Raw genomic sequence first — 25,415 nt, forward strand, 5'->3', positions numbered from 1 at the left:
CGTTTAAATGTCAAGATTCTTAACGAACTTGGCATTTGTCTCTATGAACTGTCTTCTAGGTTCAACTTTATCTCCCATCAGTACATTGAAGGTCATATCAATCTCTGATTCATCATCATCATCAATCGCAACTTTTAATAAAATTCTCTTTTCCGGATCCATGGTTGTCTCCCATAACTGTTCTGCATCCATTTCACCAAGACCTTTGTATCGCTGGATCTTATTTGACTGATCTCGTCCAACTTCATTCAAGATACTGTTCAGTTCATCATCACTGTAGGCATACCAGATTTTTTTATTCTTCTCCAACTTATAAAGTGGTGGCTGTGCCAAATATACATGTCCTTTTCGGATCAGATCCGGCATGAACCGATAGAAAAATGTCAGAAGCAGGGTTGCGATATGAGCACCATCTACATCGGCATCCGTCATAATAATGATCTTATTATATCTGAGCTTATCAATATCAAAATTCTCATGAATACCTGTACCAAATGCTGTGATCATTGCTTTGATCTCGGCATTCTCAAGGATTCTGTCGATTCTTGCTTTTTCTACGTTTAATATCTTACCACGGAGTGGAAGGATAGCCTGTGTTGCACGGGATCTTGCTTTCTTTGCAGAACCACCGGCGGAATCTCCCTCTACGATGTAGATCTCACAATTCTTCGGATCTTTATCGGAACAATCTGCAAGCTTTCCGGGAAGTGCCATATTATCTGCAAGATTTGCTTTTCTTGCTACATCTCTGGCTCTTCTTGCTGCAATTCTCGCACGCTGAGCCATTACAGATTTATTTATAATTATTTTTGCTATATTCGGATTCTGCTCTAAGAAATAAGTAAGCTGTTCACTTACGATACTTTCTACAACAGGTCTTACTTCTGAATTTCCAAGCTTCTGCTTTGTCTGACCTTCAAACTGAGGTTCACCGATCTTTACAGATACGATCGCAGACATACCTTCCCTCAGATCTTCACCGGACAGATTATCCTCTTTTTCTTTTAACAGATTATTCCTTCTTGCGTAGTCATTGAAAATCTTGGTAATGGCTGCCTTAAAACCTGTTAAATGTGTACCACCTTCCGGTGTATTAATATTATTTACATAACTGTGTATCATTTCGTTATAGGAATCATTATGCTGCATAGCAACTTCTACATATACACCATCCTTGATTCCCTCACAGTAGATTACCTTGTCATAGAGCGCTTCTCTGTGTCTGTTCATGTATTCAACAAACTCTTTGATACCGCCCTCATAATGAAAATGTCTCTCCTTTGGAGGATCTACACGAAGATCTGTTAATGTAATCTTCAGACCCTTTGTAAGGAATGCTGTCTCACGAAGTCTTGTCCGTAATGTATCATAATCATAGATCCAGTCATCAAATATCGTCTTATCCGGAAGAAATGTTACCTTTGTTCCTGATTTATCTTCCGGTGCATCGGCAATGATCTGCAATGCACTGTCTACATTACCACGCTTATAAGTCTGCTTATATATATGACCATCTCTTGTAACTTCGACCTCTAACCATTCAGAAAGAGCATTTACAACAGAAGCACCTACACCATGAAGACCACCGGATACCTTATATCCTCCACCGCCAAACTTACCACCGGCATGAAGAACGGTAAATACTACTTCCAGTGCTGATTTTCCTGTCTTCTCCTGAATACCTACAGGTATACCACGTCCATTATCAACAACCGTTATGGAATTATCAGAGTTAATAAAAACTTCTATGTGATTACAATAACCAGCCAGAGCTTCATCTACAGAATTATCAACAATCTCATAAACAAGATGATGCAATCCTCTTGTAGACGTACTTCCTATGTACATTCCCGGTCTTTTTCTGACAGCTTCAAGTCCTTCCAGAACCTGTATCTGTTCAGCATCATAATTATTTGACATTTTTTTCCTCCTTAATATTCCATAACAAACAAAACTTATATCTTCGTAACGGTTCCGTTTGTAACATGATACACATTATTGATCACTACTTGTTCTTTTATAAAATCATCATAACCTGTACAGGTTATAATTGTTTGTATATCTTTGATCTCCTCTAACAACGCTTCTCTTCTGCTGCTGTCAAGCTCTGACATAACATCATCCAGGAGAAGTATCGGATTATCATTTATAATATTCTTTACCAACTTTATCTCTGCGATTTTCAAAGAAAGAGCGACTGTTCTCTGCTGTCCCTGTGATCCAAATCTTCTTGCATCGATTCCGTTTATCATAAACATGATGTCATCTCTGTGAGGTCCTGTCTGGGTGCTCATATAATTCATATCTACATGAACCTTATCTGACAACACCTGTTCAAATTCATCTTCACCAACATTCTTATCATAGATGATCTCCAGCTTTTCTTTTCCGGAAGTCAGCTTCAAATGGATCTCTCCGATCAGATCATTTAACATCGTTATAAAATTCTGTCTTTCTTTTATAACCTTTCTTCCGTAATCCACAAGCTGCATGTTCCATACATCTAAAGTATCCATCAGACTTTTATTATAAGCAATCTGCTTTAACAGATTATTTCTCTGATTCAATATCTTGGAATAGGAAGACAGATTCTGATAATACAATCTGCTTAACTGACACAACTCCAGATCCAGAAATCTTCTTCTCTCAGAAGGACCGTTTTTTATGATAGATAAATCCTCCGGCGAAAAAAATATCACATTTAATAAACCAAAAAGTTCAGTTGTACGTCTGATAGGCAGTCCATCTATAGCAACTCCTTTATTCTTGCTTTTACGCAAATGCATATCAATCCGATGACTTATATCACTTTTTTTGATGCAAAGACGTATATGTGACTCTTCTTCACCTATTTTTATGATTTCCCGATCCTTACTTCCACGGTGGGACTTAGTTGTAGCTGCCATATAAATAGATTCCAGTATATTTGTTTTTCCCTGTGCATTATCGCCATATAAAATATTGGTATTCTTATCAAACATAATGAATAACTCATCATAATTTCTATAGTTGTTAATATTCAGTGATTCAACATACATACTATCTACCAGCCACATGTATAGAATTATTTCTGGATACTGATCTTATCTCCATCAAATTCTACTTCATCTCCATCATACAGTTTTTTTCCTCTTCTGGTCTCAATCTCACCATTTACGATAACAAGACCCTGAGATATAACCTCTTTTGATTCTACTCCTGACTCTACAAAACCGGCTGCCTTTAATGCCTGACCTAGTTTTATAAATTCATCTCTCAGCTTGATTATTTCCATTTTTTCTTATCTCCAATCCTGGATTATCTGCTTCCGATACCCATTGGAAGGATCAGATAAATATAATTCTCTTCTTCATCCTTGATTACACAAGGTGATTTTGTATTATTCATGTATATAGTAATATCATCATCGTCAATTGCACGGATCGCATCCATTAAGAATTTTGGATTGAATCCAATGATGATATTGCTTCCCTCTTTATGAATCTCTATCTCTTCATTCATTGAACCGATCAGAGAATCTATCTTCAGATATAACATGTTATCTTCTATCGTGAGCTTGATCGGTTTCTTATCTGATTCTTTGATTAGAAGAGATGAACGATCCAGACAGTCAAGAAATTCTCTCTTGTTGATAGTGAACTTGATCTGATAATCAACATTTAACATATTATCAATTCTAAAGAATTCACCTTCTACCAGACGAGATACAACCTTTGTTCTGTCAAATTCAAATAATATATTATTATCTGCAAAGTAGATATTTACATCATCATCTACTCCACCATTTACAATCTTACTAATATAACTGAGTGCCTTGCCAGGAACGATAACCTTCACATCCTGACTCTCATCCTTTAATTCTACATTACGGATAGCGATACGATGTCCGTCAATAGCTACAACACGAAGTCTGTTATTAGAAACCTCAAATAATTCACCTGTCATAACGTTATTGTATTCGCTGTCTGAAATTGAAAAGATCGTCTGGTTGATAATCTCTCTTAATGTAAACTGTGAAATTGTAATATATTTGGATTTTTCAACAACCGGAAGACTGGAGAAATCCTCTCCTGATTTTCCTGCAATGGTAAATAATGATTTCTCACATTTGATAGTTGTCTTGAAATCTTCATTTGTTTCCATATGTATCTCACTATCCGGAAGCTTTCTTACGATATCCGATAAAAGCTTTGCTTCGATCGCAACCTTTCCTTCTTCGATAACAGTTCCTTCAACATAAGATTCTATTCCAATTTCCATATCATTTGCTGTGAGTTTTATATTTCCATTTTCAGCTTCAATGAAAATACATGAGAGAATTGGATGTGTGGTTTTTGTAGATACAGCTTTTGATACATTACTAATTCCCTGCATCAATTTTCCCTTCATACACGAAATCTTCATTTTGTTTATAAACTCCTTTCCCGGTTGTCTGTAGATATATATTTAATAATAAAAGTAGTAATAACAGTAGTAGTAGGTGTGGATTTGTTGAAACTTCAAAATATCCTTATTAATTCTTATGAAATCAATTATGTGTCTATGTTAATTTTCCTGATATTCAATGTTATTGTAAGTGGACTTATAAACATTTGAAAATCGTCTGAATTGATTGAATTGTCAGATACTAACATTTCATAACAATAGTACAGACATTCATCCACATATAAATAACATTAGCTGTGAGGACTGAGCTTTTTGATAATGACATCAATCGTCTCTGCATATTCAGGATCACTTTCAATCCTCTTATCTACTTTGTTGATATTACTTAAAACAGTCGAATGGTCTTTACCGCCAAATACATCTCCGATGCTCTTTAATCCCTTTGTTGTAAACTTACGGCATAGATACATGGATATCTGTCTTGCATTGGCTACATCCTGACTACGTTTTGAAGATTTGATATCATCAACACTGATATTTAAGTGTTCGGAAACGGTATTAATGATAAGATCAGGTGTGATCGTAACGTTGGTTTCCTTGGATATCATATCTTTTAATATGTTCTTTGCAAGATCCTCTGTGATCGTAACATTTCCAAGTTCGGCATATACACTGATCTTGTTTAATGCTCCTTCCAGTTCTCTTACATTATAGGTAACGTTATTTGCAATATATTCCAGAATGTTGTCACTGATATTCTTGTATCCGTTCATCTCAACTTTATTTTTGAGAATTGCCATTCTGGTTTCATAATCAGGAGCATGAATATCGATCGGCACTCCCCATTCAAATCTGGAACGGAAACGCTCTTCCAGAGTTTTAATTTCTTTAGGAGGCTTATCCGATGACAGAATGATCTGCTTTCCTTCATCGTGAAGTGCATTGAAGGTATCAAAGAACTCCTGCTGGGTACTCTCTTTACCGATAAGATATTGAATATCATCGATCAGTAATACATCAACGGTTCTATACTTTTCCCGGAACTCGTCGGTTTTGTTTTTCTTGATCGCTTCTACGATTTCATTTGTAAATTTATTGGAAGGTACATAGAGAACCTTCATATTCTTATTATGCTGTAAAATATAATGTGCAATAGACTGCATCAGATGTGTTTTGCCAAGACCTGCTCCACCATATAAAAACAGTGGGTTGAATTTGTCCAGTCCCGGTGAATCTGCGACAGCAAGACATGTTGCATGAGCGAGCTTATTGCTCTCACCTACAACGAATGTATCAAATGTATATTTTGGATAGAGATTGCTCTTGGTGATCGCTTCGTTGTATTCTTCTTTGGTAACCTCTTCTTTGGAGGTTTTGTTCAGATTACTTTCTACGTCAATTACAATCTCGATAGAATCGTCATCCAGCACTTCTTTTATAGAAGTAACCAGGAACATATCGTACATTTTTTTATTAATAAAATCGATGGCTCTTGAACCCATACTATCATCAACTGCAAAATACAGTTTTTTTCCTTCGACAGAATATAACTTCAAAGGTTTGATCCATGTTTTAACAACAATAGGGGATAATCCATGTTCTGTCTCGAGAAGAGAGAGTATCTCGTCCCATTTTGATAAAATTAATTCTTCCATTCTTCCGAAAATCCTTTCCGTCCAGTCGTTGTGTCTATGGAGTTATAGGCATAGAACCACGTATTTATATCTTATAACAAAATGACCATTTTTTCAAGTTTTATTACCCTCTGACAGACATATGAGAAAAATTTTTTATATAATAGGAAGAAACTCATTTTGATATATGTTAAAAAACTGTTTTGAAAAAGAAGGTGTATAAGTTACATAATAATTATGAAAAAGTATTGTTATGTTAAGTAAAAAAAATGTTACCTTATAAATTGTGAACATCAAAAAATAAGATAAAATATGGATTTATGGAAGAAAGAAAACAATGAATCAAGATGTTATCCACAAGTTATTCACAATTTGTGGATAACATTATGTAAATTGATTATGGTAAAGTTCATATCAATGGATAAATGTGGAGAAAAAGAAAAACCACTAGATTTTGTATTTGAAAATTATATAGACACCAATTTTTGAAAAATATAAAATCACATTTTTCTAACTAAGTGTTTTATGATATGAAAACCCTTGATTTTAAAGGAAAAATTCAAAAAAAACTTGACTGTATGGGGTTATTTATTTATAATATGCAAGGACTTTGTAGGTATCTGTATGTGTTCGTTTGAGTCTGTTATAAACAGAGGAAACGAATGGATGTGGATAAATAATGGTCATAATAAATAAAGGAGGTGTGTAGATATGAAGATGACTTTCCAGCCTAAAAAGAGACAGAGATCAAAGGTTCATGGTTTCAGAAAGAGAATGAGCACTGCTAATGGCAGAAAGGTATTGGCCGCTAGACGAGCTAAGGGTAGAAAGAAATTATCAGCATAGGTCACAAGGTTGTGGCCTTTTTTAGTTTTTCTAATTTTCAATCAATGATTTGGTGGTTATGTTATGAGTAATTTTATTACGTTAAAAAACAGCAGAGAGTTTGGCAGTGTTTATAACACAAAGGATTCGGTGGCCAATAAATATTTAGTTATGTATCTGAGAGCCAACAGCTTGGAATACAATAGACTTGGAATCTCTGTTAGTAAAAAAGTTGGTAACAGTGTGGTAAGACACAGGGTAACCAGATTGATTAGAGAAGCTTATCGATTAAACAAAGACTGTATTTGCAGTGGTTATGACATTGTGTTCGTTGCCAGAGTAACAGCGAAGGACAAGGGGTATCATGAGATAGAAAGTGCTATGATGCATCTGTTCAGGCTGAAGAAGCTGACGATAGTCAGAGATGGTGAAAATTAAAAATGAAAAGAATGTTAATTGGTTTAATCAGATTTTATCAGAGGTATTTGTCCATGTTAAAAGGACATCCTACCTGCAAGTATTTTCCAACCTGTTCACAATATGCGATCGAAGCTTTGGAAAAGTATGGAGTGATAAAAGGTGGCCTCCTGGCTGTATGGAGAATACTTAGATGTAATCCTTTTTCTAAAGGAGGATATGATCCCGTTCCATAAAGGAGGACAAGATGTTTCTAACAGTAGAAGACGGTATGATCTTAGGACCGATATGTTGGTTATTCGGTAAGATTTTCGATCTGATGTATAAATTGATCGAGATTATCAGTAACAGCATGGGAATAGGATATGTTAATCTTAGTATCTGCGTTATCTTATTTACGTTTTTCATAAGAGCTTGTTTGTTTCCATTGAATTTCAAGCAGCAGAAATCTTCTAAGATTATGAGTTTTATCCAGCCGGAGATTAATAAGGCAACAAAGAAGTATAACAATAAAACAGATCAGGAATCCCTGATGAAGAAGCAGCAGGAGACACAGAAAATCCAGAAGAAGTATGGTGTAAGTCTTACATCCGGATGTCTGCCAACTCTGATCCAGCTTCCTGTATTCTATGGTTTGTACCGTGTTATCCAGAATATCCCTGCTTATGTAGGAGATATGAAGGATAAGTACCAGTATATTGTAGAAAGTATGCAGAAAGTGGCTATTGATAAGATTGATGCTTCTAAATTAAGTTCAATTAAGCTTGATTCTAGTGCAAATTATTATGATATCATCAATGCAGTAGCAAGTGATTCAGATGGCAGGGTATCTACAGCTGTTACAGCTTCCAATCAGATGATGGATGCAGTATCAAAAGGTAATCTTACAGATAATAAAGTTATCGATGTACTGGATAAGATATCCACACATGACTGGTCGCAGTTACAGGATATTTTTGGATTTACAAGTGGAAAAGAAGCAGATTATATTCATAACTTTGAAAATATGAACAGATTTTTATTTAATCTGAATATCGCAGATGCTCCCGGACTGAAGCTTTCAGCAGCACTGATCGTTCCAATCCTGTCAGCAGTATTGCAGTTTGTATCTTCAAAGATCAGCATGAGTGCTTCTAACACAAATTCAAATGATCCTACAGCAGCACAGGCAAACAGTATGATGAATATGATGACTTACGGTATGCCGCTTATGTCATTATTTATCTGTATTAATCTGCCAATCGCTATTGGTCTTTACTGGATCATAGGTTCTGTTATCACGATTATTACACAGCTTATTATCAACAATTATTATAAGAAGTGTGATAAAGAAGCAGTTCTTGAGAAATGTAGAGTAAAAGCAGCTAAGAAGCAGGCAAAGAAAGAAGCAAAGCATCCCGGTAAGAAGTCATTTTATGAGAAAATGATGGACGCTCAGAATGGTAATGTAAGTTCAGATAGCACCCAGTCTGAAAGTATTAACAAAATGGCATCTTCAAGACTGAAAAGTTATACGAATCCGACAGTTGATGAAGTGAAACAGTCAGAAAACAATGTTCATTACAAATCTGGAAGCATTGGTTCCAAAGCAAATATCATGCTTCAGTATCAGAATAAGAGTAATGATAAGGGAGGAAATAAATAATGGAGTTTGTAGAATTTAAAGGTAAAACTTTAGATGAGGCACTTATGCAGGCAAGCGTTGAGCTTGGATGTGCCAGTACAGACCTGGAATATAATGTAGTCAGTGAGGGAAGCACAGGTTTTCTTGGACTGATCGGTTCAAAGCCATTTGTCATCAGTGCCAGAAAGAAGAAAACATTTGTGGATGATGTAAGAGAATATCTTGAAACATTATTCAAGGCTATGGATATTCAGGCTGACATCAAGATCGAGTTTAACGAGACAGAAAATCTTCTTGATATCGATGTAGAAGGTCCTGAGATGGGTATTCTGATCGGTAAGAGAGGTCAGACATTAGATGCACTTCAGTATCTGATCAGCCTCGCAGTAAACAAGAAGAGCGACTCTTATATCAGAGTAAAGCTTGATACAGAGAATTACAGAGCAAGAAGAAAAGAAACTCTTGAAAATCTTGCCAAGAACATTGCATTCAAGGTAAAGAGAACAAAGCGTTCATTTGCACTTGAACCAATGAATCCTTATGAGAGAAGAATTATCCACGCTACTTTACAGAATGATAAGTATGTATCTACAAGAAGCGAGGGTGAAGAACCATATCGTAAGGTTATTGTATATTTAAAGAAATACGACAGAAATAACAAATAATAAAGTATTTTGCTAACAGATACTTGTATAAAAACAGAAAAACATATGTAAATATGAATTTCTGAAAAATATGATTTCCGGAAAATGAAGAATCAGGGTAACGGCTCTGATGAATCGGCTTCCGGAAATTTTTTTTAGGGATAGAAAAAAAGTATGTATAGGTGTATTATCTAAAAGTATGTTAGTATAAATAAAGTGATATGATAATATATGTTATTTGTTATGTCAGTGAATGATATATAGAATATTGATCAGATAGAAACAGGAGAAATCATATGCTTGTAAATGATACGATCGCAGCAATCGCAACCGGTATGGGAAATGCCGGGGTTGGTATTATAAGGATCAGTGGTAAGAATGCAGTTGAAGTCGCTTCAAAGGTGTTCAGGCCGGCAAATGAAGAGAAAAAAATAGAAATCATGAAAAGCTACACAGCAGCATTTGGACAGGTATATGATGGCGATAAAGAGCTGGACGAGGGTATTCTGCTTCTGATGCGTGCTCCACATACTTATACTTGTGAAGATGTATGTGAGTTACAATGTCATGGCGGAATGGTTGTATTAAGAAATGTACTTGCTGCAGTAATTAAAAATGGTGCAAGACTCGCAGAACCGGGAGAATTTACCAAGCGGGCATTCTTAAATGGAAGGATCGATCTGTCACAGGCAGAATCCGTCATGGATCTGATCAGTGCCAAGAATGATTTTGCGGTGAAATCTTCTCTTATGCAGCTTCGTGGTGATCTGAAGAATCAGATCATAGATATGAGAGAACAGATTTTATATAATGTAGCGTTTATAGAATCAGCACTTGATGATCCGGAACATTACAGTCTGGATGGTTACCCACAGAAACTACAGACAATTGTGGATAAGTTGGGTGATAATGTGGATAAATTACTTCAAACTTTTGATAATGGAAGGATCTTAAAAGAGGGAATCAAGACGGTTATCGTAGGTAAGCCAAATGCAGGAAAATCCTCACTTCTCAACATGTTTCTGGGAGAAAACAGAGCAATCGTTACGGATATTGCAGGAACGACAAGAGATACCTTAGAGGAAGTTGTCAACATAAATGGTATTATACTGAACATTGTGGATACAGCAGGTATCCGGGATACCGAAGATATTGTGGAAAAGATGGGTGTGGATAAGGCACTGGAATTTGCATCACAGGCAGATCTGATCTTATATGTGATCGATGGATCTGTACCGTTAGATGACAACGATAAGCAGATAATATCAGAGATTAAGGGCAAAAATGTTATTGCCATTATGAATAAAAATGACTTACAAACAGTTGTGGATAAAATGTGGATAACATGCGAGCTTGGTTGTGATATTGTAGAGTTATCTGCTTCTACAGGAGATGGAAAAGAAAAATTATATGATCTGTTAGATGACAAATTTTTTTCCGGCGAATTGGAGTATAATGACCAGTTGTACATTACAAATGCGAGACATAAAGAAGAACTGATGAAGACTAGAGAAAGCCTTTTAAAGGTAAGAGAAAGCATTGATATGGGTATGGAGGAGGATTTCTTCTCAATCGACCTGATGGATGCTTATGAACATCTGGGGCTTATTATAGGAGAAACGAACAGAGATGATCTTGCAGATAAGATATTTGAAGAATTCTGCATGGGTAAATAGGAGGATGGATAAATGCCAGTGGTTGAAGAAAATTATGATGTGGTAGTTGTGGGTGCCGGTCATGCAGGATGTGAAGCTGCACTTGCTTCTGCCCGTCTTGGACTTGAAACAATTCTGTTTACAGTGAGTATGGACAGTGTTGCCATGATGCCCTGCAATCCAAATGTAGGAGGAAGCTCAAAAGGACATCTGGTAAGAGAACTGGATGCACTTGGTGGAGAGATGGGTAAGAATATTGATAAGACTTATATTCAGTCCAAAATGTTAAATGCATCAAAAGGACCTGCTGTTCATTCTCTTCGTGCACAGGCAGATAAGTCAAATTATTCCCGTACAATGAAACATACATTAGAGAATACCGATCATCTGGTATTACGTCAGGCTGAGGTAACAGAGCTGATGGTAACAGATGGCGTTGTTAAGGGTGTTAAGACATTTTCCGGTGCAACTTATTATGCAAAGGCAGTTGTTCTCTGTACAGGTACTTATTTGAAAGCAAGATGTATCTATGGAGATGTCGTAAATCATACAGGACCAAATGGACTTATGGCAGCCAATTATTTGTCTGATTCCATGAAAGAAGCCGGAATCGGTATCCGCCGGTTTAAGACAGGTACACCTGCAAGACTGGATAAGAGGACAATCGATTTCTCTCAGATGGAGGAACAAAAGGGTGATGAGCATATCATTCCATTTTCCTTTACAAATACAGAAGAAGATATCAAGCGGGATCAGGTATCCTGCTGGCTTTGTTATACAAATGAGGAGACACATGAGATAATTCGTGAGAATATCAACCGTTCTCCATTGTTTTCCGGTGTGATTGAGGGTACAGGACCAAGATACTGTCCTTCAATCGAAGACAAGGTTATGAAGTTTCCGGATAAGACGAGACATCAGATTTTTATAGAGCCGGAAGGTGAATTTACAAATGAGATGTATATGGGTGGAATGTCTAGCTCTCTTCCGGAGGATGTTCAGTATAAGATGATACGGAGCATGAAAGGACTTGAGAATGTCAGGATTGTAAGAAATGCTTATGCGATCGAGTATGATTGTATCAGTGCGATCAATTTGAAACATTCACTGGAATTTAAGGATGTGGAAGGTTTATTTGGCGCAGGTCAGTTAAATGGAAGCTCCGGTTATGAGGAAGCAGCAGCGCAGGGTCTTATGGCAGGTATCAATGCAGCCAGAAAGGTACTTGGAAAGGAGCCTGTTGTATTGGATCGTTCACAGGCTTATATCGGTGTATTGATCGATGATCTGGTTACAAAGGAGACAAAAGAACCATACCGTATGATGACTTCCAGAGCAGAATATCGTCTGCTGTTAAGACAGGATAATGCGGATCTTCGACTGACCGATATCGGTCATGAAATCGGTCTGATCGACGATGAGAGATATGAGAAATTCTGTCAGAAACGTACAATGATCGAAGAAGAAACAAAGCGTTTAAATGAAACGATGGTTGGCGGAAACAGTAAGATTCAGGAATTCTTACGTTCTATGGAGACAACGGAGTTAAAGACAGCAGTAAGTCTTGCAGAGTTGATCCGCAGACCGGAGCTTTCTTATGAGAAGATTGTACCGATTGATCCGGACAGACATCCGTTGCCTGCGGATGTGATCGAACAGATTGATATATCGATCAAGTATGAAGGATATATCAAGAGACAGACAGAACAGGTACATCAGTTTAAAAAGATGGAAAAGAGGATGATCCCGGCTGATCTGAATTATGATGATGTATCGAATCTTCGAAAAGAAGCCAGACAGAAGTTAAAGGATATCAAGCCGGAAAATATCGGTCAGGCATCCAGAATCTCCGGTGTATCACCGGCAGATATATCTGTGCTGCTGGTTTATCTGAAGATGAAGCAGCATGACGGAGAGCCTGAAATTAAATAATAGAAGGGATATCACAATATGGATCGACTAAGTGAATTAGCAAAGAAGATAGATATTGAATTAAATGATCATCAGTTAGAGCAGTTTCAGAGATATTATGAGCTTTTGGTAGAGTGGAATAAGGTTATGAATCTGACAGCCATCACAGAGAAGGAAGATGTCATTATAAAGCATTTTGCAGATAGTCTTCTGCTTGCAAAATATAAAAAGCTGGATGAATCTTTATCAGTCATAGATGTAGGGACCGGAGCAGGATTTCCCGGAATACCGCTTAAAATCGCTTTTCCGGGTTTAAAGGTAACATTAATGGATTCCCTGAATAAGCGTGTAAAGTTCTTAAATGAGGTTATCCGGACACTTGAGATGGACGATATAGAAGCTATTCACAGCAGAGCTGAGGATGGTGGAAGAAATGCACAGTATCGTGAGAAGTATGATCTTGCGGTATCAAGAGCGGTTGCAAATTTATCCTCTTTATCAGAGTTTTGTATGCCATTTGTTAAGACAGGTGGATATTTTATTCCATATAAGGCATCCGGACTGGATGAAGAGATACATGCAGGAAAAAAGGCGATTCGTATCCTTGGAGGACAGGTAGAGAATATCTTTCATACAACGATACCTGATACGGATATGGAGCGTTGCTTTGTATTTGTAAAGAAGATGGCAGCAACACCGGAGGAGTATCCAAGAAAAGCAGGAACAGCGACAAAGAAGCCTCTTGGAATGAAGGAAAAATAAAAAAGTATAGTAGAAATGAAAAATATATATAATATCAATGAAAGACATTATATAAAAATGGAGCAGGTATTTGTAAACCTGCTCCATTTTTATTAGGAAAATATACAGAAAAATGATCTGTTCGTTTTATTATCAAATGTTAGAATATTATCTTGTAGCACGAGTGTGCCGTTTTTCTTTACGTCTCTCTCGAATTTCTGTCTGTTTTTGTTTGATAGCTTCAACACCGTTTTTATCTATTGGTTTAATTGTTTTAACAACATAGTATTTTCCGTTATCAAGTGGTTTAAATTTTATCTTTCCACTGAAATAACCATGGTGCCAGCATTTCCCTGCACAGATGTAAGAAGACGGACTGTTTGAAAACCATTCAAGCCTCTTATTGATCTTCTTGTTACATTTGTAGCATCTTATACAGGCAATATCTTTATCGTCCATTGCTTCCTGCTTGCTTGAAAATTCTCTTGTAATGTATTCATACTGATTATTATGTATGGCTACAATTTCCTCTTCCTTTTTTGTAGGATGAATATACAGATCGAAGCTGTATAAATCTTTCAAATTTCTTGGATGCATCTCTTTTAAAACAAGAGCGGTATATCTGGCATCGTTTACAGCAGAATGAAAAGGTTCATCTTCCGGTATATTAAAATCTGCAACTGCTTTTTCCAGTTTACTGACGGTAGAACCGGTTGGGTCGACCATGTTTGCATATATCTGCTGAAGATTTAAAAATTTCAAAGGACGAGGAAGCTTGTCCATATAGTAGAAAGCCATATTTGTTTGTAATTCGGTAAGGTCCATGGGACCCCAGGTACAGAAGATATAATCTTTACCGCACCATTCCAGAAATTCCGTACAGACTTCTTTAAATCCTCTTCCTTTTGCCAGATCCGTTTCATCATAATTTAAAATGGTTCTGATTTTTGAATGTAATTTTTTATAGATCCGGGGTTTTATCAAACTGGAGTATTCATCAATGATGCGATAGTTCTTATCTACTTTAACCGCACCGATTTCGATTATTTCAAACGGCATTCGGGGATGTTCTCCGATATGACCGGAATAACTTTGATTCCACTCAAGATCCATTACGATATAGTTCATGTGTATTGATCCTTTGATTTGTTATATGAAAATAACTGTCGTATACTTTCAAATTAATTTATATGCACTAAAATGCACCTGGCGGGATTCGAACCCACGGCCTTCCGCTTAGGAGGCGGACGCTCTATCCTGCTGAGCTACAAATGCAGAAGGGGAAAATATATAATAAACCCAACATTACTATGATACCCAAGAATGTAAGAAATGTCAATTTCTTAAAAAATAACATTTCCCTGGAGCCAGATTTCGCCTTTGAACCGGCGACCTGGAGCAGGTGTACCGAGCAGATCTTTTTCATTGATCGCTATAGCCATCAGCATTTCATTTGTTTCCACATTCAGAAGGTATACAGGTTCCTTTGTATAATCATTTTCGCACAGGCTGCAGTCCAGAATATTTCCTATGATAGAATAATGTTCTGTTTCAATGCCATATGGCATGAAATTCGTTTCTACGATAGAAAGGATATCTTCGTAATGTGCACGGCGACTTACCTGTGTATAGATATCCATATCATCTAATGTAAGGCTTTCCATGGCGGAACGGTCTCCTTGTCTGGCAGCTTCGATCAGTTTGTTTCGATTAACAGAGGAACATTTATGTTCTCTGTTTGCAGGTGGAAGCTGTTCAATATCAAGAATAACTTTACCGCTTGTTGACAGTCCGGACATATAAGCCTTAGTGATCAGATGGTTGGAATAGTTCATCCATTTTGTATTTGTATAATCAGAAATATTTGTCAGAAAGAAGATGAGTGTCATGCCCAGATTATAGTCTTCACAGACACCGGCATAGGATTCTTTATCACCATGTTTTTCTATATAGATCCGTTCCTGATTCATAATGAAAGAACTGCGGACATAGGGAAAATAGTATTCAAATGAAATGGTATTATCGATGTCCATTTCTCCGACAAGAGAGATACCGAAGTGTTTTCCAAAGTCCTTATTTAATTGAACCAGACGGGTGTCTGCATCAACAGTTACAATGTTTTTTGTTGTTGGGTTGGCAATGATCTCCTTTGTGATCGGAGTTAACTGCCGTCTGTTTTTAATGTCGGAAAATCCAATGGAACGTAAATAACTGTGCACACAGACACCTCCTTTCTGATTCTTAACTTATTTTACTATGGTCAAAAAAGTATATTTAATTAATAAATATGGAATTAAGCTTCAATCTTATCTTTTCCACCCATGTATGGACGGAGTGCTTCCGGAATTCTTACAGAGCCATCTGCCTGAAGATTATTCTCAAGGAAAGCAATCAGCATTCTAGGTGGAGCAACAACAGTGTTGTTTAAGGTATGTGCAAGATACTTCTTACCGTCTTCACCCTTTACACGGATCTGAAGTCTTCTTGCCTGAGCATCACCCAGATTTGAGCAGCTTCCTACTTCAAAGTATTTTTTCTGACGTGGAGACCATGCTTCTACATCCAGTGATTTAACCTTCAGATCTGCAAGATCACCGGAGCAGCATTCCAATGTACGTACAGGAATATCAAGTGAACGGAAGAGGTCAACGGTGTTCTGCCATAATTTATCAAACCACATTTTGCTTTCTTCCGGTTTGCAGACAACGATCATTTCCTGTTTCTCAAACTGATGAATACGGTATACACCACGTTCCTCAATACCATGAGCACCTTTTTCTTTTCTAAAACAAGGTGAATAGCTTGTAAGTGTCTTTGGAAGTTCTTCTTCCGGAATGATCTGATCGATGAATTTACCAATCATGGAATGTTCAGATGTACCAATCAGGTAGAGGTCTTCGCCTTCAATCTTATACATCATGGCATCCATTTCTGCAAAGCTCATAACACCTGTAACGACGTTACTTCGAATCATGAAAGGAGGAACACAATAGGTAAATCCTCTGTCAATCATGAAATCTCTTGCGTAAGAGATAACAGCAGAATGAAGTCTTGCGATATCACCCATCAGATAGTAGAAACCATTTCCTGCTACACGTCTTGCTGAATCAAGATCCAGTCCATGAAGATGTTCCATGATCTCTGAGTGATATGGAATCTCAAAATCAGGAACAACCGGCTCACCAAAACGTTCAATTTCTACGTTTTCGGAATCATCTTTACCAATAGGAACAGATGGATCAATGATATTTGGAATTACCATCATGATCTCTTTTACTTTTGCCTGAAGTTCAGTTTCTTTTTCCTGTAATTCAGATAAGCGTTCTGCCTGTTCTGTTACCTGTTTTTTTACTCCTTCAGCTTCTTCTTTTTTGCCCTGTGCCATTAATGCACCGATTTGTTTGGAGAGCTTATTACGATTCGCTCTCAGATCGTCAGCCTCCTGCTGAGTTGCTCTTGCCTGGGCATCAAGTTCAATTACTTCATCAACAAGTGGAAGTTTGCTGTCCTGAAATTTGTTCTTAATGTTCTGTTTTACTACATCTGGATTCTCTCTTAAAAATTTAATGTCTATCATTTTTTGATATTCCTCCTGGTTCATATGGAATAAGGTTGTTTATACTTATTCTCACATGCTTTTATATTTTTTTGACTATAGTCAATTATAATTATTTTTTATTATATTTAATTGTTTTTTATTATGATTTATTATTCTTCTTCCATAATATCAGCAATCTCTTCATCAAGCGTTTTTGCACGTTCAATGGCTTCTTTTTCTTCATCAGAAAGAGCTACATAGGATTCACCTTTGATCAATTCTTTTGCATAAGCGAAGCATCCTTCTCTGGAATGCATACAATTTAAAACTACACCATTGTTACGACTGTCTAGAAATGCAACTGCGAAGCTTAGACTTCCGCCCATTCCCTCAAATGCATCATATTTGACCAGTCCGATTTTGCTGATACATGCTGCAAGTGTTTCCTGGATCTCTTTGTGTTCTTTTGTAAGCCGCTTGGAATTGTTCTTCACAGCATCCATTTCAGCAAATCGATCCAATATAATTTCTTCCATATCACCTGCCGTTTTACCACTTAAAAGGCGTTTGATATCTTTATTTCTTTTCTTTATATTCGCCATAAGATAGAATACAAGTCCAAATAAAACGATGACGAGTACAAGAAGTATGATTAAAATAATGGCAGGGTCAATACCAATCTTATCTAGTAAAGAACTGTTCATTCTGATATTTCCTTTCCAATTATTCTCTGTGAATAGAATATAACATCTCTGTTATTCTTTCCAATTCTTCCTGAGAATAATAATTTATTTCAATTTTTCCTTTATCATTGTTTTTTGATTTGATTTCAATCTTTGCACCCAAAATATTTTTCAGACGGCTTTCAATATCATTGTAGAAGATAGAAAGATCTTTTGTGTCCACATTATTCTGTTTTGGTTCTTTTGGTGCACTAAGTAGTTTCTTGACATAGATTTCTGTATCACGAACACTTAATTTATTATCAAATATAAAGTTTGCAGCTTCTGTCTGTAGAGCAGCATCCTCAATCGGAATTAACGCTCTGGCGTGTCCGGTTGTCAGCTTGTCTTCTATGATCATTTGACGAACTTCATCACATAATTTCAGAAGTCGAAGAGAGTTTGCAATCGTTGAACGATTCTTTGAAACCTTTTCAGCTACTTCTTCCTGTGTAAGACTATATTCGTTGATAAGACTTTCATATGCCATTGCTTCTTCAATCGGATTCAGGTCCTCACGCTGAATATTTTCTATGAGAGAGATCTCCATAATTTCACGGTCTGTGTATTCTCGGATTACAACAGGTATTTCCTTTATTCCGGCCATCCTGGCAGCACGCCATCTTCTTTCACCGGCAATAATCTCATAGAATTTTCCTTTTTTTGTTACAATAAGAGGTTCTAACACTCCGTATTGTTTGATAGAATCAGCCAGTTCCTGTAAAGCATCTTCATCAAATTGCTTTCTTGGCTGTGATTGGTTTGGTTCAATCTGTGTTATTTTAATTTTCTGTTCTACTTCTTTTACAACTTCCTTCACAACTTCTTTTGTGACAGTTTTTGTTGTCCCACTGGAAGCAGATTTTGATTTACTCTTTGGTGGATCATTTGTAGGAATTAACTGATCCAGACCTCTGCCTAAGCCTTTTTTTACAGGCATTTTATTTCCTCCTGTGAGTCATTTGATTTCTTTCTATTTGTAATAATCATTTGCTATGACTTCATCAGCCAGCATCATATAATGTTCAGCTCCGGCAGATCGTGGATCATATGCAATGATTGGCATTCCATAGCTTGGGGATTCAGCCAGACGAACATTTCTTGGAATAATAGTGTTGTAAATATGCTGATTCAGATTTTGTTTTACATTATCTACAACCTGCATTGACAGATTGGTACGGGAATCGTACATGGTAAATACAATTCCTTCAATCGTAAGTAGTCTGTTTAATTGTTTCCGTATCAGATTAACGGTATAAATTAACTGGGATAATCCATCTAATGCAAAGAACTCACATTGAATTGGAACTAATACAGTATTGGCTGCTGTTAAGGCATTTACTGTTAACATTCCAAGAGCAGGAGGGCAGTCGATGATAATATAATCAAATTTACGTCTTACATTCTTGATATGGTTTTTAAGAATATACTGTGGATCTTCCACTGTAACAAATTCTACTTCTGCACCTGCAAGCTCTCTGCTGGCTGGGAGAAGATTCAGTCCTTTGATATCAGGGTAAACGTCGATAAGCATACATTCGCCTAAATTGCAGTCACCGTTTAACATATCATAAACACTGTACTCAAGGGAATTCTTATCAACTCCAAGTCCACTGGTCATATTTCCCTGTGGATCCATGTCAATTGCTAAGACTTTCTTTCCTTTTTTTGCAAGACATGCCGCAAGATTGATTGCAGTTGTAGTTTTTCCTACGCCACCCTTCTGGTTGGCTATTGCGATAATTCTTCCCACTTGATATTCTCCTTTTTGTGTTTCACGTGAAACATTCTATATTTCCAATAATTGTTTTCTCTACATATGTGAACATATATATTATATAATAATAAAATAAAGTGATTATTAGCTAAAGAAGATATGTAGCTATTTCCTATATTCTTTTATTCATATAATATATATGATTTTCATAATATGTAATTTTATTGTATTATGCCAACAGATTAAATGTTTGTTTATTGATTCCGTGTTCCATTATATCACTATAATAGGATTAATGAAATGAAAATATCTCTATATATTACAAATCCCGTTACACTAATTATTGAATAATCAGTAGAACGGGAATTTTGTAATAGTCTAATAAAAAAGGAAAGATGTGACTTAACATAATATAGCGGCTCCGGAAAGAGCAATTTAAAAAAAGGGGGGGATTAAATTTTGCTATATCATGTGTAGTCACATCAATCTTATCGAAACGTAGACTGCGTCTTCGATGTTCTTATTATAACACCATTGTGTAGAAATATCTACTATTATTTTGAAAAATGTTGAAAAATTTACAAGGAATGTTTCACATGAAACAATAAGTTATTAATTAAGATTATGTTTCACGTGAAACATAAAAACAGGATTGCCCCTTTAGATTAAGACAATCCTGTTTTATGTGTGTGACATATCAAGATTATAATATCATCATTTGCTCTAAAAACTTGGAAACTTCCACCCATGCCTTTTTGGACTCCGGCATAAGAGTCATACCCATTTGAAATACATGGAACATATTCTCGTAGATCGATAGGCGCACTTTTACACCTTGTGACTTGGCTTTTTCAGCAACCAGAACAGAATCGGATAAAAGCATCTCATTTGATCCAACTTGAATCAGCATTGGAGGAAAACCGGTGAAATCTCCAAACAATGGTGAAATATATGGATCTGTCAGATCGTGATTTCCGGGATATACACTGTTATAGATCAGACTTTCATTTGTATTGCCAAAGAGAGGATCAATCTCAAAGTTTTCTGTATAGGATGATCCGCTTGCAGTCAGATCTGTCCATGGTGACATAGCTACGATTCCGGCAGGAAGAATACGGTCACGGTCTGTAAGATAATGGCAGAGAGCCATAGCCAGTCCGCCACCTGCAGAATCACCAGCAAGAATAATATGGTTTTCCGAGTATCCATGATTTAGCAGCCAATCATATGCATATAAAGCATCATTTAATGCTGCAGGATATGGATTTTCAGGAGCAACCCTATAGTCAATGGATAAGACGGATGTACCTTTTCCAAGTTCCGAATATAATCCGGCAAACATACGATACTGTGTTTTAAAAGCTCCAACATAACCACCACCATGAAGTTGCAGGACAACATATGGATTATGAGAATTTTTCCACTTTAACAGTTCCATTTTGAAGTTTTTAGTTTCAATCAATTCACTGGTAAAGTGATCGGGATATTTGTATGTTTTATCAATGTCGCTTTTGGAACGATTGTTATTTCTGATCTGCGTAAGAAGATTATTGCTGTTAAAATCAGCGACCAGTTCACATACAAGCTTTGCCTGTTTGCTCATTCCTGAAGTATCAGGAGGAGTAGAAGAACCAGAGGTTAATTTATCTAAAAGTGCCATTTAATAAAATCTCTCTTTCTAAATTTAGTTAATAGTAAGCAGTGCACAACGAAAAATAATTGCTGGCACTGCTTTTACTATAAGATAATTTGTATTTTAAGATATTTATATTTGTAGAATATTATCTGTGATGTCATTTATAAAATAATATCTATGCCTGAAATATAATTCTATACATGAAATCTACGTTTTAGTTCTGTTGTTGCAGGTCGATCTCCGAACACCAGTGTACCACCGAGCAACAGAGCACTCATAATATCTGCAATGATCATAAAGAAATCATGTTTGAAGAACTTTCCGGTAAGCATAAGTATTGTCAGGATCACACAGATAATAATGATATATACCTGTAATAAAATATAGGATTGCCAGTTTTCAGTATTAATAATCATCAATACAAGAATTGCAATGTCAAGCATTGCAATAACACAAGGTATTGCAAAGTCAATTGACCACCCGGTATATCCAAGGATATAATCAATCAATACAAGAACGGGCATGATGAAAATTGCCTGTACCAGCATTTTTTTTCGATGACTCTTATTGTGCCTAAATGAATAGATCAGTGAAAAACAGGCATATGCAAGTCCGATTCCACAAAGAGCTGACCATTTGACCTTTGAATATGTCAGGTAGTTGATCAGGATCAGGATTCCTTCTACAACAATACTGCAAAAAATTGTCAGTTTGATAACAAATCGCATACGACGCATTGCAGGTGTGATGTCCGGATACATAACAGATTTTGACTTTTCACCAGTTTCTTGACTATGGTCAAGAAAGTCTTTTTCGCTTTCCGGATCTTTCACCGGATCATATTCCAGAACTCCGTTACATAAAGGGCATGAAAGGGAGTGATCCAGAACATCTATATTACAACGTCTACATTTACTCATAATACACCCCGTTACTTTCTATCGATACATGAATCCCATCCCGAACCATCTGGCGGAAAAATTCTTTCTGTATAAATGTTTCACGAATGGCAGAGCTGAAGGTGAAGACCAGTGTATCCTTATAACTGATGACACTTCCTTTGATGAACTGTCCTTTGGACATCGACAGAACGACATGGAAGCGGTCGATATATTCCTTATATATATCATCAACGGATACAACTCCAAGGTTGGTGATCGTTGATGTATTTGCTTTTAATGAAGCTTTATAAATACGGCGCATGGCGATGCTCTTAAAGACACGCGGAACGGCACGGATAATAAAATTCACTTCATTGGAAACGTTATAGGATAACAGCTTCTCCAGATTTTCTTTATTGATCTGTTCCTTCAGACTATCTGCGATGATGTGCAGAACATCTTCAAATGTATAAGTATCCTTCTCCGGCTTGAAGTAAGCAGAGACAACGGCAAAGAAGTTCTTCGTTGTATTGGAATTAAAATATGGGCGAAGATTTACAGGAACAACGGTGCTGATCGGACGCTTGGAAGGCTGCCCTTTCAGGTATTCTTTGTAGATTGCCCATGTAAATGTTCCAAGCAGATACTGGTTGATGGTTACACCATATTTTGCTGCCGCCTGTTTGATCTCGGAAACCGGGATATAGCCGTGCAGGATAGCAAAATGATTAAAAGGCAGCTTTTCACCTTTTAAGATAACTGCTTTTTCCGTTTTATAGGAACGTTTGGCAGGTCTTATATAGTTCTTCTTGTAGCTGTCCTCGATATCCAACGAGGAATCTGCATTTAAGGTATTACCTGCTTTTTCAGCAAGTTCCGGGTATTTGTACCGGAGGTACTGATAAGTCAGTTCCTTCAGGAAAATAAGAGCACCATTTCCATCTGTTAAGACATGAAAGACTTCCAGATTGATCCGTTTCTGATAGTAGGTAACACGGAACAGATATTCATTATTTGTATAGGGATTGATATACAGACAAGGGTATGTGTCTTCTGGCATTACCCTTGGAGCAGGTCGTTCATTTGCTTCAAAGTAATACCAGAAGATCCCATTTTTTAGTTTGTGATTAAACACATCAAAAAATGGAAGAATCTTATCCAGTGCCTTTTGCAGGAGCTCTGCATCTATGTCTTCTGTCAATGTAACGGAAATACGATAAACGTTGCTTACATTTTCGCTTACAATGACAGGAAACAGGTTGGCAGTGTTATCGAGTTTATCCCATTTAATAGTCTTATTTAATCGTTTCGACATGAAAGATCACCTGATTTACATAGCTTCCGGTGCATTGATTCCGAGAAGCTCTAATGCATCGTGAAGAGTTTTCTTTGTAAGGTATGTCAGCATGACACGGGCATTCTTTACATTTTCCTCCGGTACGTTGATACGTGTGGAGTTATAGAATTTGTTAAATGCCTGAGCAACATCGACAGCGAATCTTGCAACAACAGATGGTTCGTATTTCTCTGCTGCATCCGATACAACCTTAGGGAAACGGCTGATCTCTTTTAAGAGATTCATAGCATCCGGTTCAGAGATCGTGCTGTAATCAACCGGCTTTGCAGGATCGAAATTCTCAGCAAGTCTTACAACGCTGGAGCATCTTGCATGTGTGTACTGAACATAAGGACCGGTCTCACCGTCAAAGTTTAATACCTTATCCCAGCTAAAGGATACATCCTTGATACGCTGGTTATAAAGGTCATTGAACAGAACAGAGCCAACGCCGACGATCTTGGCAACTTCTTCCTTATCAGGAAGGTTCGGGCTCTTTTCTGAGATGATTTCAAAACTCTTTTTAATTGCATCATGCAGAATATCTTCTGCATAGATGATATTTCCGCTTCTGGTTGAAAGCTTTGCACCCTCTAAGCTTACCAGTCCATAAGGAATGTGAACCAGAGAATCCTTTGCCCAGTCATTTCCAAGAAGCTCAACTACCTTGAATACCTGTGCAAAATGCAGCTTCTGTTCCTGTCCGGTTACATATAAGCATTTTGTGAAATGATAGGTATTCTTACGATAGAAAATAGCAGCCAGATCACGGGTTGCATAGATGGAGCTTCCATCTTTCTTTGTAACGATACATGGAGCCATATCATAGTCGGACAGATCTACGATCATAGCACCTTCGCTTTCCTTTAACAGGTTCGCATTTGTCAACTGGTCAACAACTTCCTGACATTTGTCACGATAGAAGCTTTCACCGAGATAATAATCAAAATCCATACCCAGAAGGTCATAGGTACGTTTGTATTCTACAAGGCTGATGTCCTTGAACCACTGCCAGATCGAGAGTGCTTCTTCATCCCCATGCTCCATCTTGCTGAACCATGCTCTTGCTTCATCTACAAGCTCCGGATTCTGGTCTGCTTCTTCATGGAACTTCACATAGAGACGCATAAGCTCGGCAACGCCATCTTTCTCAACTGCTTCCTTTGTTCCCCAGTTCTTATATGCAACGATCAGCTTACCAAACTGTGTACCCCAGTCACCTAAGTGGTTGATACGGATTACTTTATAGCCGAGTTTGGAATAGATCTTATAGAGGGAATTACCGATGATAGTAGTTCTGAGGTGTCCAACGTGGAAGTTCTTTGCTACGTTTGGCGAGGAGTAATCGATGCAGATAACCTTGTCTGCACCTTCATCGGAACCGCCGAAGTTGTCCTTTAATGCTGATTCGATCATGGTCTGGACAAAGATATTTTTCTTTACGAAGAAGTTCAGATATGCGCCCTGAACATCGATCTTATCGAGAAAATCAATATCACCAATAGCTTCTTTGATATCGGCTGCGATCAGGTTTGGTGCTTTGTGCATAGTCTTTGCCAGTCTGAAGCAAGGAAATGCATAGTCGCCAAGCTCCTGCTTTGGTGGTATCTCAATAAAAGTTGCAATTTCTTCAGCAGTCATGCCTTCTACATGATTTGCAATCAGATTTACGATTTTTTCTTTCATAATTAAGGTTGTCCTTTCAAATTCTTTCTTATATATTAAGGAAATGTCCTTATTTTTCTTTC

Annotated in this window: 23 protein-coding genes and 1 tRNA gene; 8 read left to right on the forward strand and 16 right to left on the reverse strand. The window is 37.1% G+C overall.

Going from position 1 to position 25,415, the window contains the following annotated elements:
• Window positions 1–3: 3 nt before the first annotated feature.
• From gyrB to dnaA, 5 genes are all read right to left on the reverse strand, one after another.
• Window positions 4–1,920, reverse strand: coding sequence for a DNA topoisomerase (ATP-hydrolyzing) subunit B (gene gyrB / locus DWY07_RS05510; RefSeq protein ID WP_117822436.1), 1,917 nt, complete (start codon window positions 1,918–1,920; stop codon window positions 4–6).
• A gap of 35 nt (window positions 1,921–1,955) precedes the next feature.
• Window positions 1,956–3,038 (reverse strand): DNA replication/repair protein RecF, encoded by a 1,083-nt coding sequence (gene recF, locus DWY07_RS05515; RefSeq protein WP_117822550.1) that lies wholly within the window; start codon window positions 3,036–3,038, stop codon window positions 1,956–1,958.
• 26 nt (window positions 3,039–3,064) lie between these two features.
• Window positions 3,065–3,274, reverse strand: a complete 210-nt coding sequence (locus DWY07_RS05520) for an RNA-binding S4 domain-containing protein (RefSeq protein WP_117822437.1) — start codon at window positions 3,272–3,274, stop codon at window positions 3,065–3,067.
• A gap of 23 nt (window positions 3,275–3,297) precedes the next feature.
• Window positions 3,298–4,404, reverse strand: coding sequence for a DNA polymerase III subunit beta (gene dnaN / locus DWY07_RS05525; protein ID WP_021944264.1), 1,107 nt, complete (start codon window positions 4,402–4,404; stop codon window positions 3,298–3,300).
• A gap of 272 nt (window positions 4,405–4,676) precedes the next feature.
• Window positions 4,677–6,041: a chromosomal replication initiator protein DnaA gene (gene dnaA, locus DWY07_RS05530; RefSeq protein ID WP_021944265.1), complete on the reverse strand. Its 1,365-nt coding sequence runs from the start codon at window positions 6,039–6,041 to the stop codon at window positions 4,677–4,679.
• A gap of 690 nt (window positions 6,042–6,731) precedes the next feature.
• On the opposite strand from dnaA, the gene rpmH reads away from it, so the two are divergent.
• The 8 genes from rpmH (at window position 6,732) to rsmG (ending at window position 13,858) form a co-directional block, all read left to right on the forward strand.
• Window positions 6,732–6,866, forward strand: coding sequence for a 50S ribosomal protein L34 (rpmH, locus tag DWY07_RS05535; RefSeq protein ID WP_004852723.1), 135 nt, complete (start codon window positions 6,732–6,734; stop codon window positions 6,864–6,866).
• Between the two features lie 63 nt (window positions 6,867–6,929).
• Complete coding sequence (gene rnpA, locus DWY07_RS05540; RefSeq protein WP_021944266.1) at window positions 6,930–7,283, forward strand: ribonuclease P protein component; 354 nt, start codon at window positions 6,930–6,932, stop codon at window positions 7,281–7,283.
• 2 nt (window positions 7,284–7,285) lie between these two features.
• The gene (gene yidD, locus DWY07_RS05545) at window positions 7,286–7,498 is read left to right on the forward strand and encodes a membrane protein insertion efficiency factor YidD (protein ID WP_084770674.1); all 213 of its coding nucleotides are present in this window, start codon (window positions 7,286–7,288) and stop codon (window positions 7,496–7,498) included.
• A gap of 11 nt (window positions 7,499–7,509) precedes the next feature.
• Entirely contained in the window at window positions 7,510–8,907 is a 1,398-nt protein-coding gene (locus DWY07_RS05550; RefSeq protein WP_117784571.1) for a YidC/Oxa1 family membrane protein insertase, read from the forward strand.
• A complete protein-coding gene (gene jag / locus DWY07_RS05555) occupies window positions 8,907–9,551 on the forward strand; it encodes an RNA-binding cell elongation regulator Jag/EloR (protein WP_021944268.1) in 645 nt (214 codons plus the stop codon). Before DWY07_RS05550 ends, jag begins: the two co-directional genes overlap by 1 nt.
• Window positions 9,552–9,826: 275 nt before the next feature.
• A complete protein-coding gene (gene mnmE, locus DWY07_RS05560) occupies window positions 9,827–11,206 on the forward strand; it encodes a tRNA uridine-5-carboxymethylaminomethyl(34) synthesis GTPase MnmE (RefSeq protein ID WP_117822438.1) in 1,380 nt (459 codons plus the stop codon).
• Window positions 11,207–11,218: 12 nt separating this feature from the next.
• Window positions 11,219–13,117 (forward strand): tRNA uridine-5-carboxymethylaminomethyl(34) synthesis enzyme MnmG, encoded by a 1,899-nt coding sequence (gene mnmG / locus DWY07_RS05565; RefSeq protein ID WP_117822439.1) that lies wholly within the window; start codon window positions 11,219–11,221, stop codon window positions 13,115–13,117.
• Window positions 13,118–13,135: 18 nt separating this feature from the next.
• Window positions 13,136–13,858: a 16S rRNA (guanine(527)-N(7))-methyltransferase RsmG gene (gene rsmG, locus DWY07_RS05570; RefSeq protein WP_117807957.1), complete on the forward strand. Its 723-nt coding sequence runs from the start codon at window positions 13,136–13,138 to the stop codon at window positions 13,856–13,858.
• Window positions 13,859–14,005: 147 nt separating this feature from the next.
• Here the strand turns inward: rsmG and DWY07_RS05575 are convergent, their stop codons facing one another.
• From DWY07_RS05575 to argS, 11 genes are all read right to left on the reverse strand, one after another.
• Window positions 14,006–14,896, reverse strand: a complete 891-nt coding sequence (locus DWY07_RS05575) for a 3'-5' exonuclease (protein WP_242997310.1) — start codon at window positions 14,894–14,896, stop codon at window positions 14,006–14,008.
• A gap of 142 nt (window positions 14,897–15,038) precedes the next feature.
• A tRNA-Arg gene (locus tag DWY07_RS05580) sits at window positions 15,039–15,112 on the reverse strand.
• A gap of 68 nt (window positions 15,113–15,180) precedes the next feature.
• On the reverse strand, window positions 15,181–16,056 hold the full coding sequence (locus DWY07_RS05585) for a DUF3881 family protein (protein WP_117822440.1): 876 nt from the start codon (window positions 16,054–16,056) through the stop codon (window positions 15,181–15,183).
• Window positions 16,057–16,130: 74 nt separating this feature from the next.
• Window positions 16,131–17,414, reverse strand: a complete 1,284-nt coding sequence (serS, locus tag DWY07_RS05590; RefSeq protein WP_117822441.1) for a serine--tRNA ligase — start codon at window positions 17,412–17,414, stop codon at window positions 16,131–16,133.
• A 131-nt stretch (window positions 17,415–17,545) separates the two neighbouring features.
• On the reverse strand, window positions 17,546–18,079 hold the full coding sequence (locus DWY07_RS05595) for a DUF4446 family protein (protein WP_021944275.1): 534 nt from the start codon (window positions 18,077–18,079) through the stop codon (window positions 17,546–17,548).
• A gap of 19 nt (window positions 18,080–18,098) precedes the next feature.
• Window positions 18,099–19,037 (reverse strand): ParB/RepB/Spo0J family partition protein, encoded by a 939-nt coding sequence (locus tag DWY07_RS05600; RefSeq protein ID WP_021944276.1) that lies wholly within the window; start codon window positions 19,035–19,037, stop codon window positions 18,099–18,101.
• 33 nt (window positions 19,038–19,070) lie between these two features.
• A complete protein-coding gene (locus tag DWY07_RS05605; protein WP_021944277.1) occupies window positions 19,071–19,850 on the reverse strand; it encodes an AAA family ATPase in 780 nt (259 codons plus the stop codon).
• A gap of 667 nt (window positions 19,851–20,517) precedes the next feature.
• Window positions 20,518–21,474 (reverse strand): alpha/beta hydrolase, encoded by a 957-nt coding sequence (locus tag DWY07_RS05610; protein WP_347465234.1) that lies wholly within the window; start codon window positions 21,472–21,474, stop codon window positions 20,518–20,520.
• A gap of 170 nt (window positions 21,475–21,644) precedes the next feature.
• Window positions 21,645–22,370 (reverse strand): DUF6320 domain-containing protein, encoded by a 726-nt coding sequence (locus DWY07_RS05615; RefSeq protein WP_117807951.1) that lies wholly within the window; start codon window positions 22,368–22,370, stop codon window positions 21,645–21,647.
• Complete coding sequence (locus DWY07_RS05620; RefSeq protein WP_117822442.1) at window positions 22,363–23,646, reverse strand: hypothetical protein; 1,284 nt, start codon at window positions 23,644–23,646, stop codon at window positions 22,363–22,365. The genes DWY07_RS05615 and DWY07_RS05620 overlap by 8 nt, the downstream gene beginning before the upstream one ends.
• Before the next feature lie 15 nt (window positions 23,647–23,661).
• Window positions 23,662–25,353, reverse strand: a complete 1,692-nt coding sequence (gene argS / locus DWY07_RS05625) for an arginine--tRNA ligase (protein ID WP_117807947.1) — start codon at window positions 25,351–25,353, stop codon at window positions 23,662–23,664.
• Window positions 25,354–25,415: the final 62 nt, after the last annotated feature.

It is taken from the genome of Clostridium sp. AF23-6LB (genome assembly GCF_003461085.1).
Lineage (GTDB): Bacteria > Bacillota > Clostridia > Lachnospirales > Lachnospiraceae > Coprococcus > Coprococcus ammoniilyticus.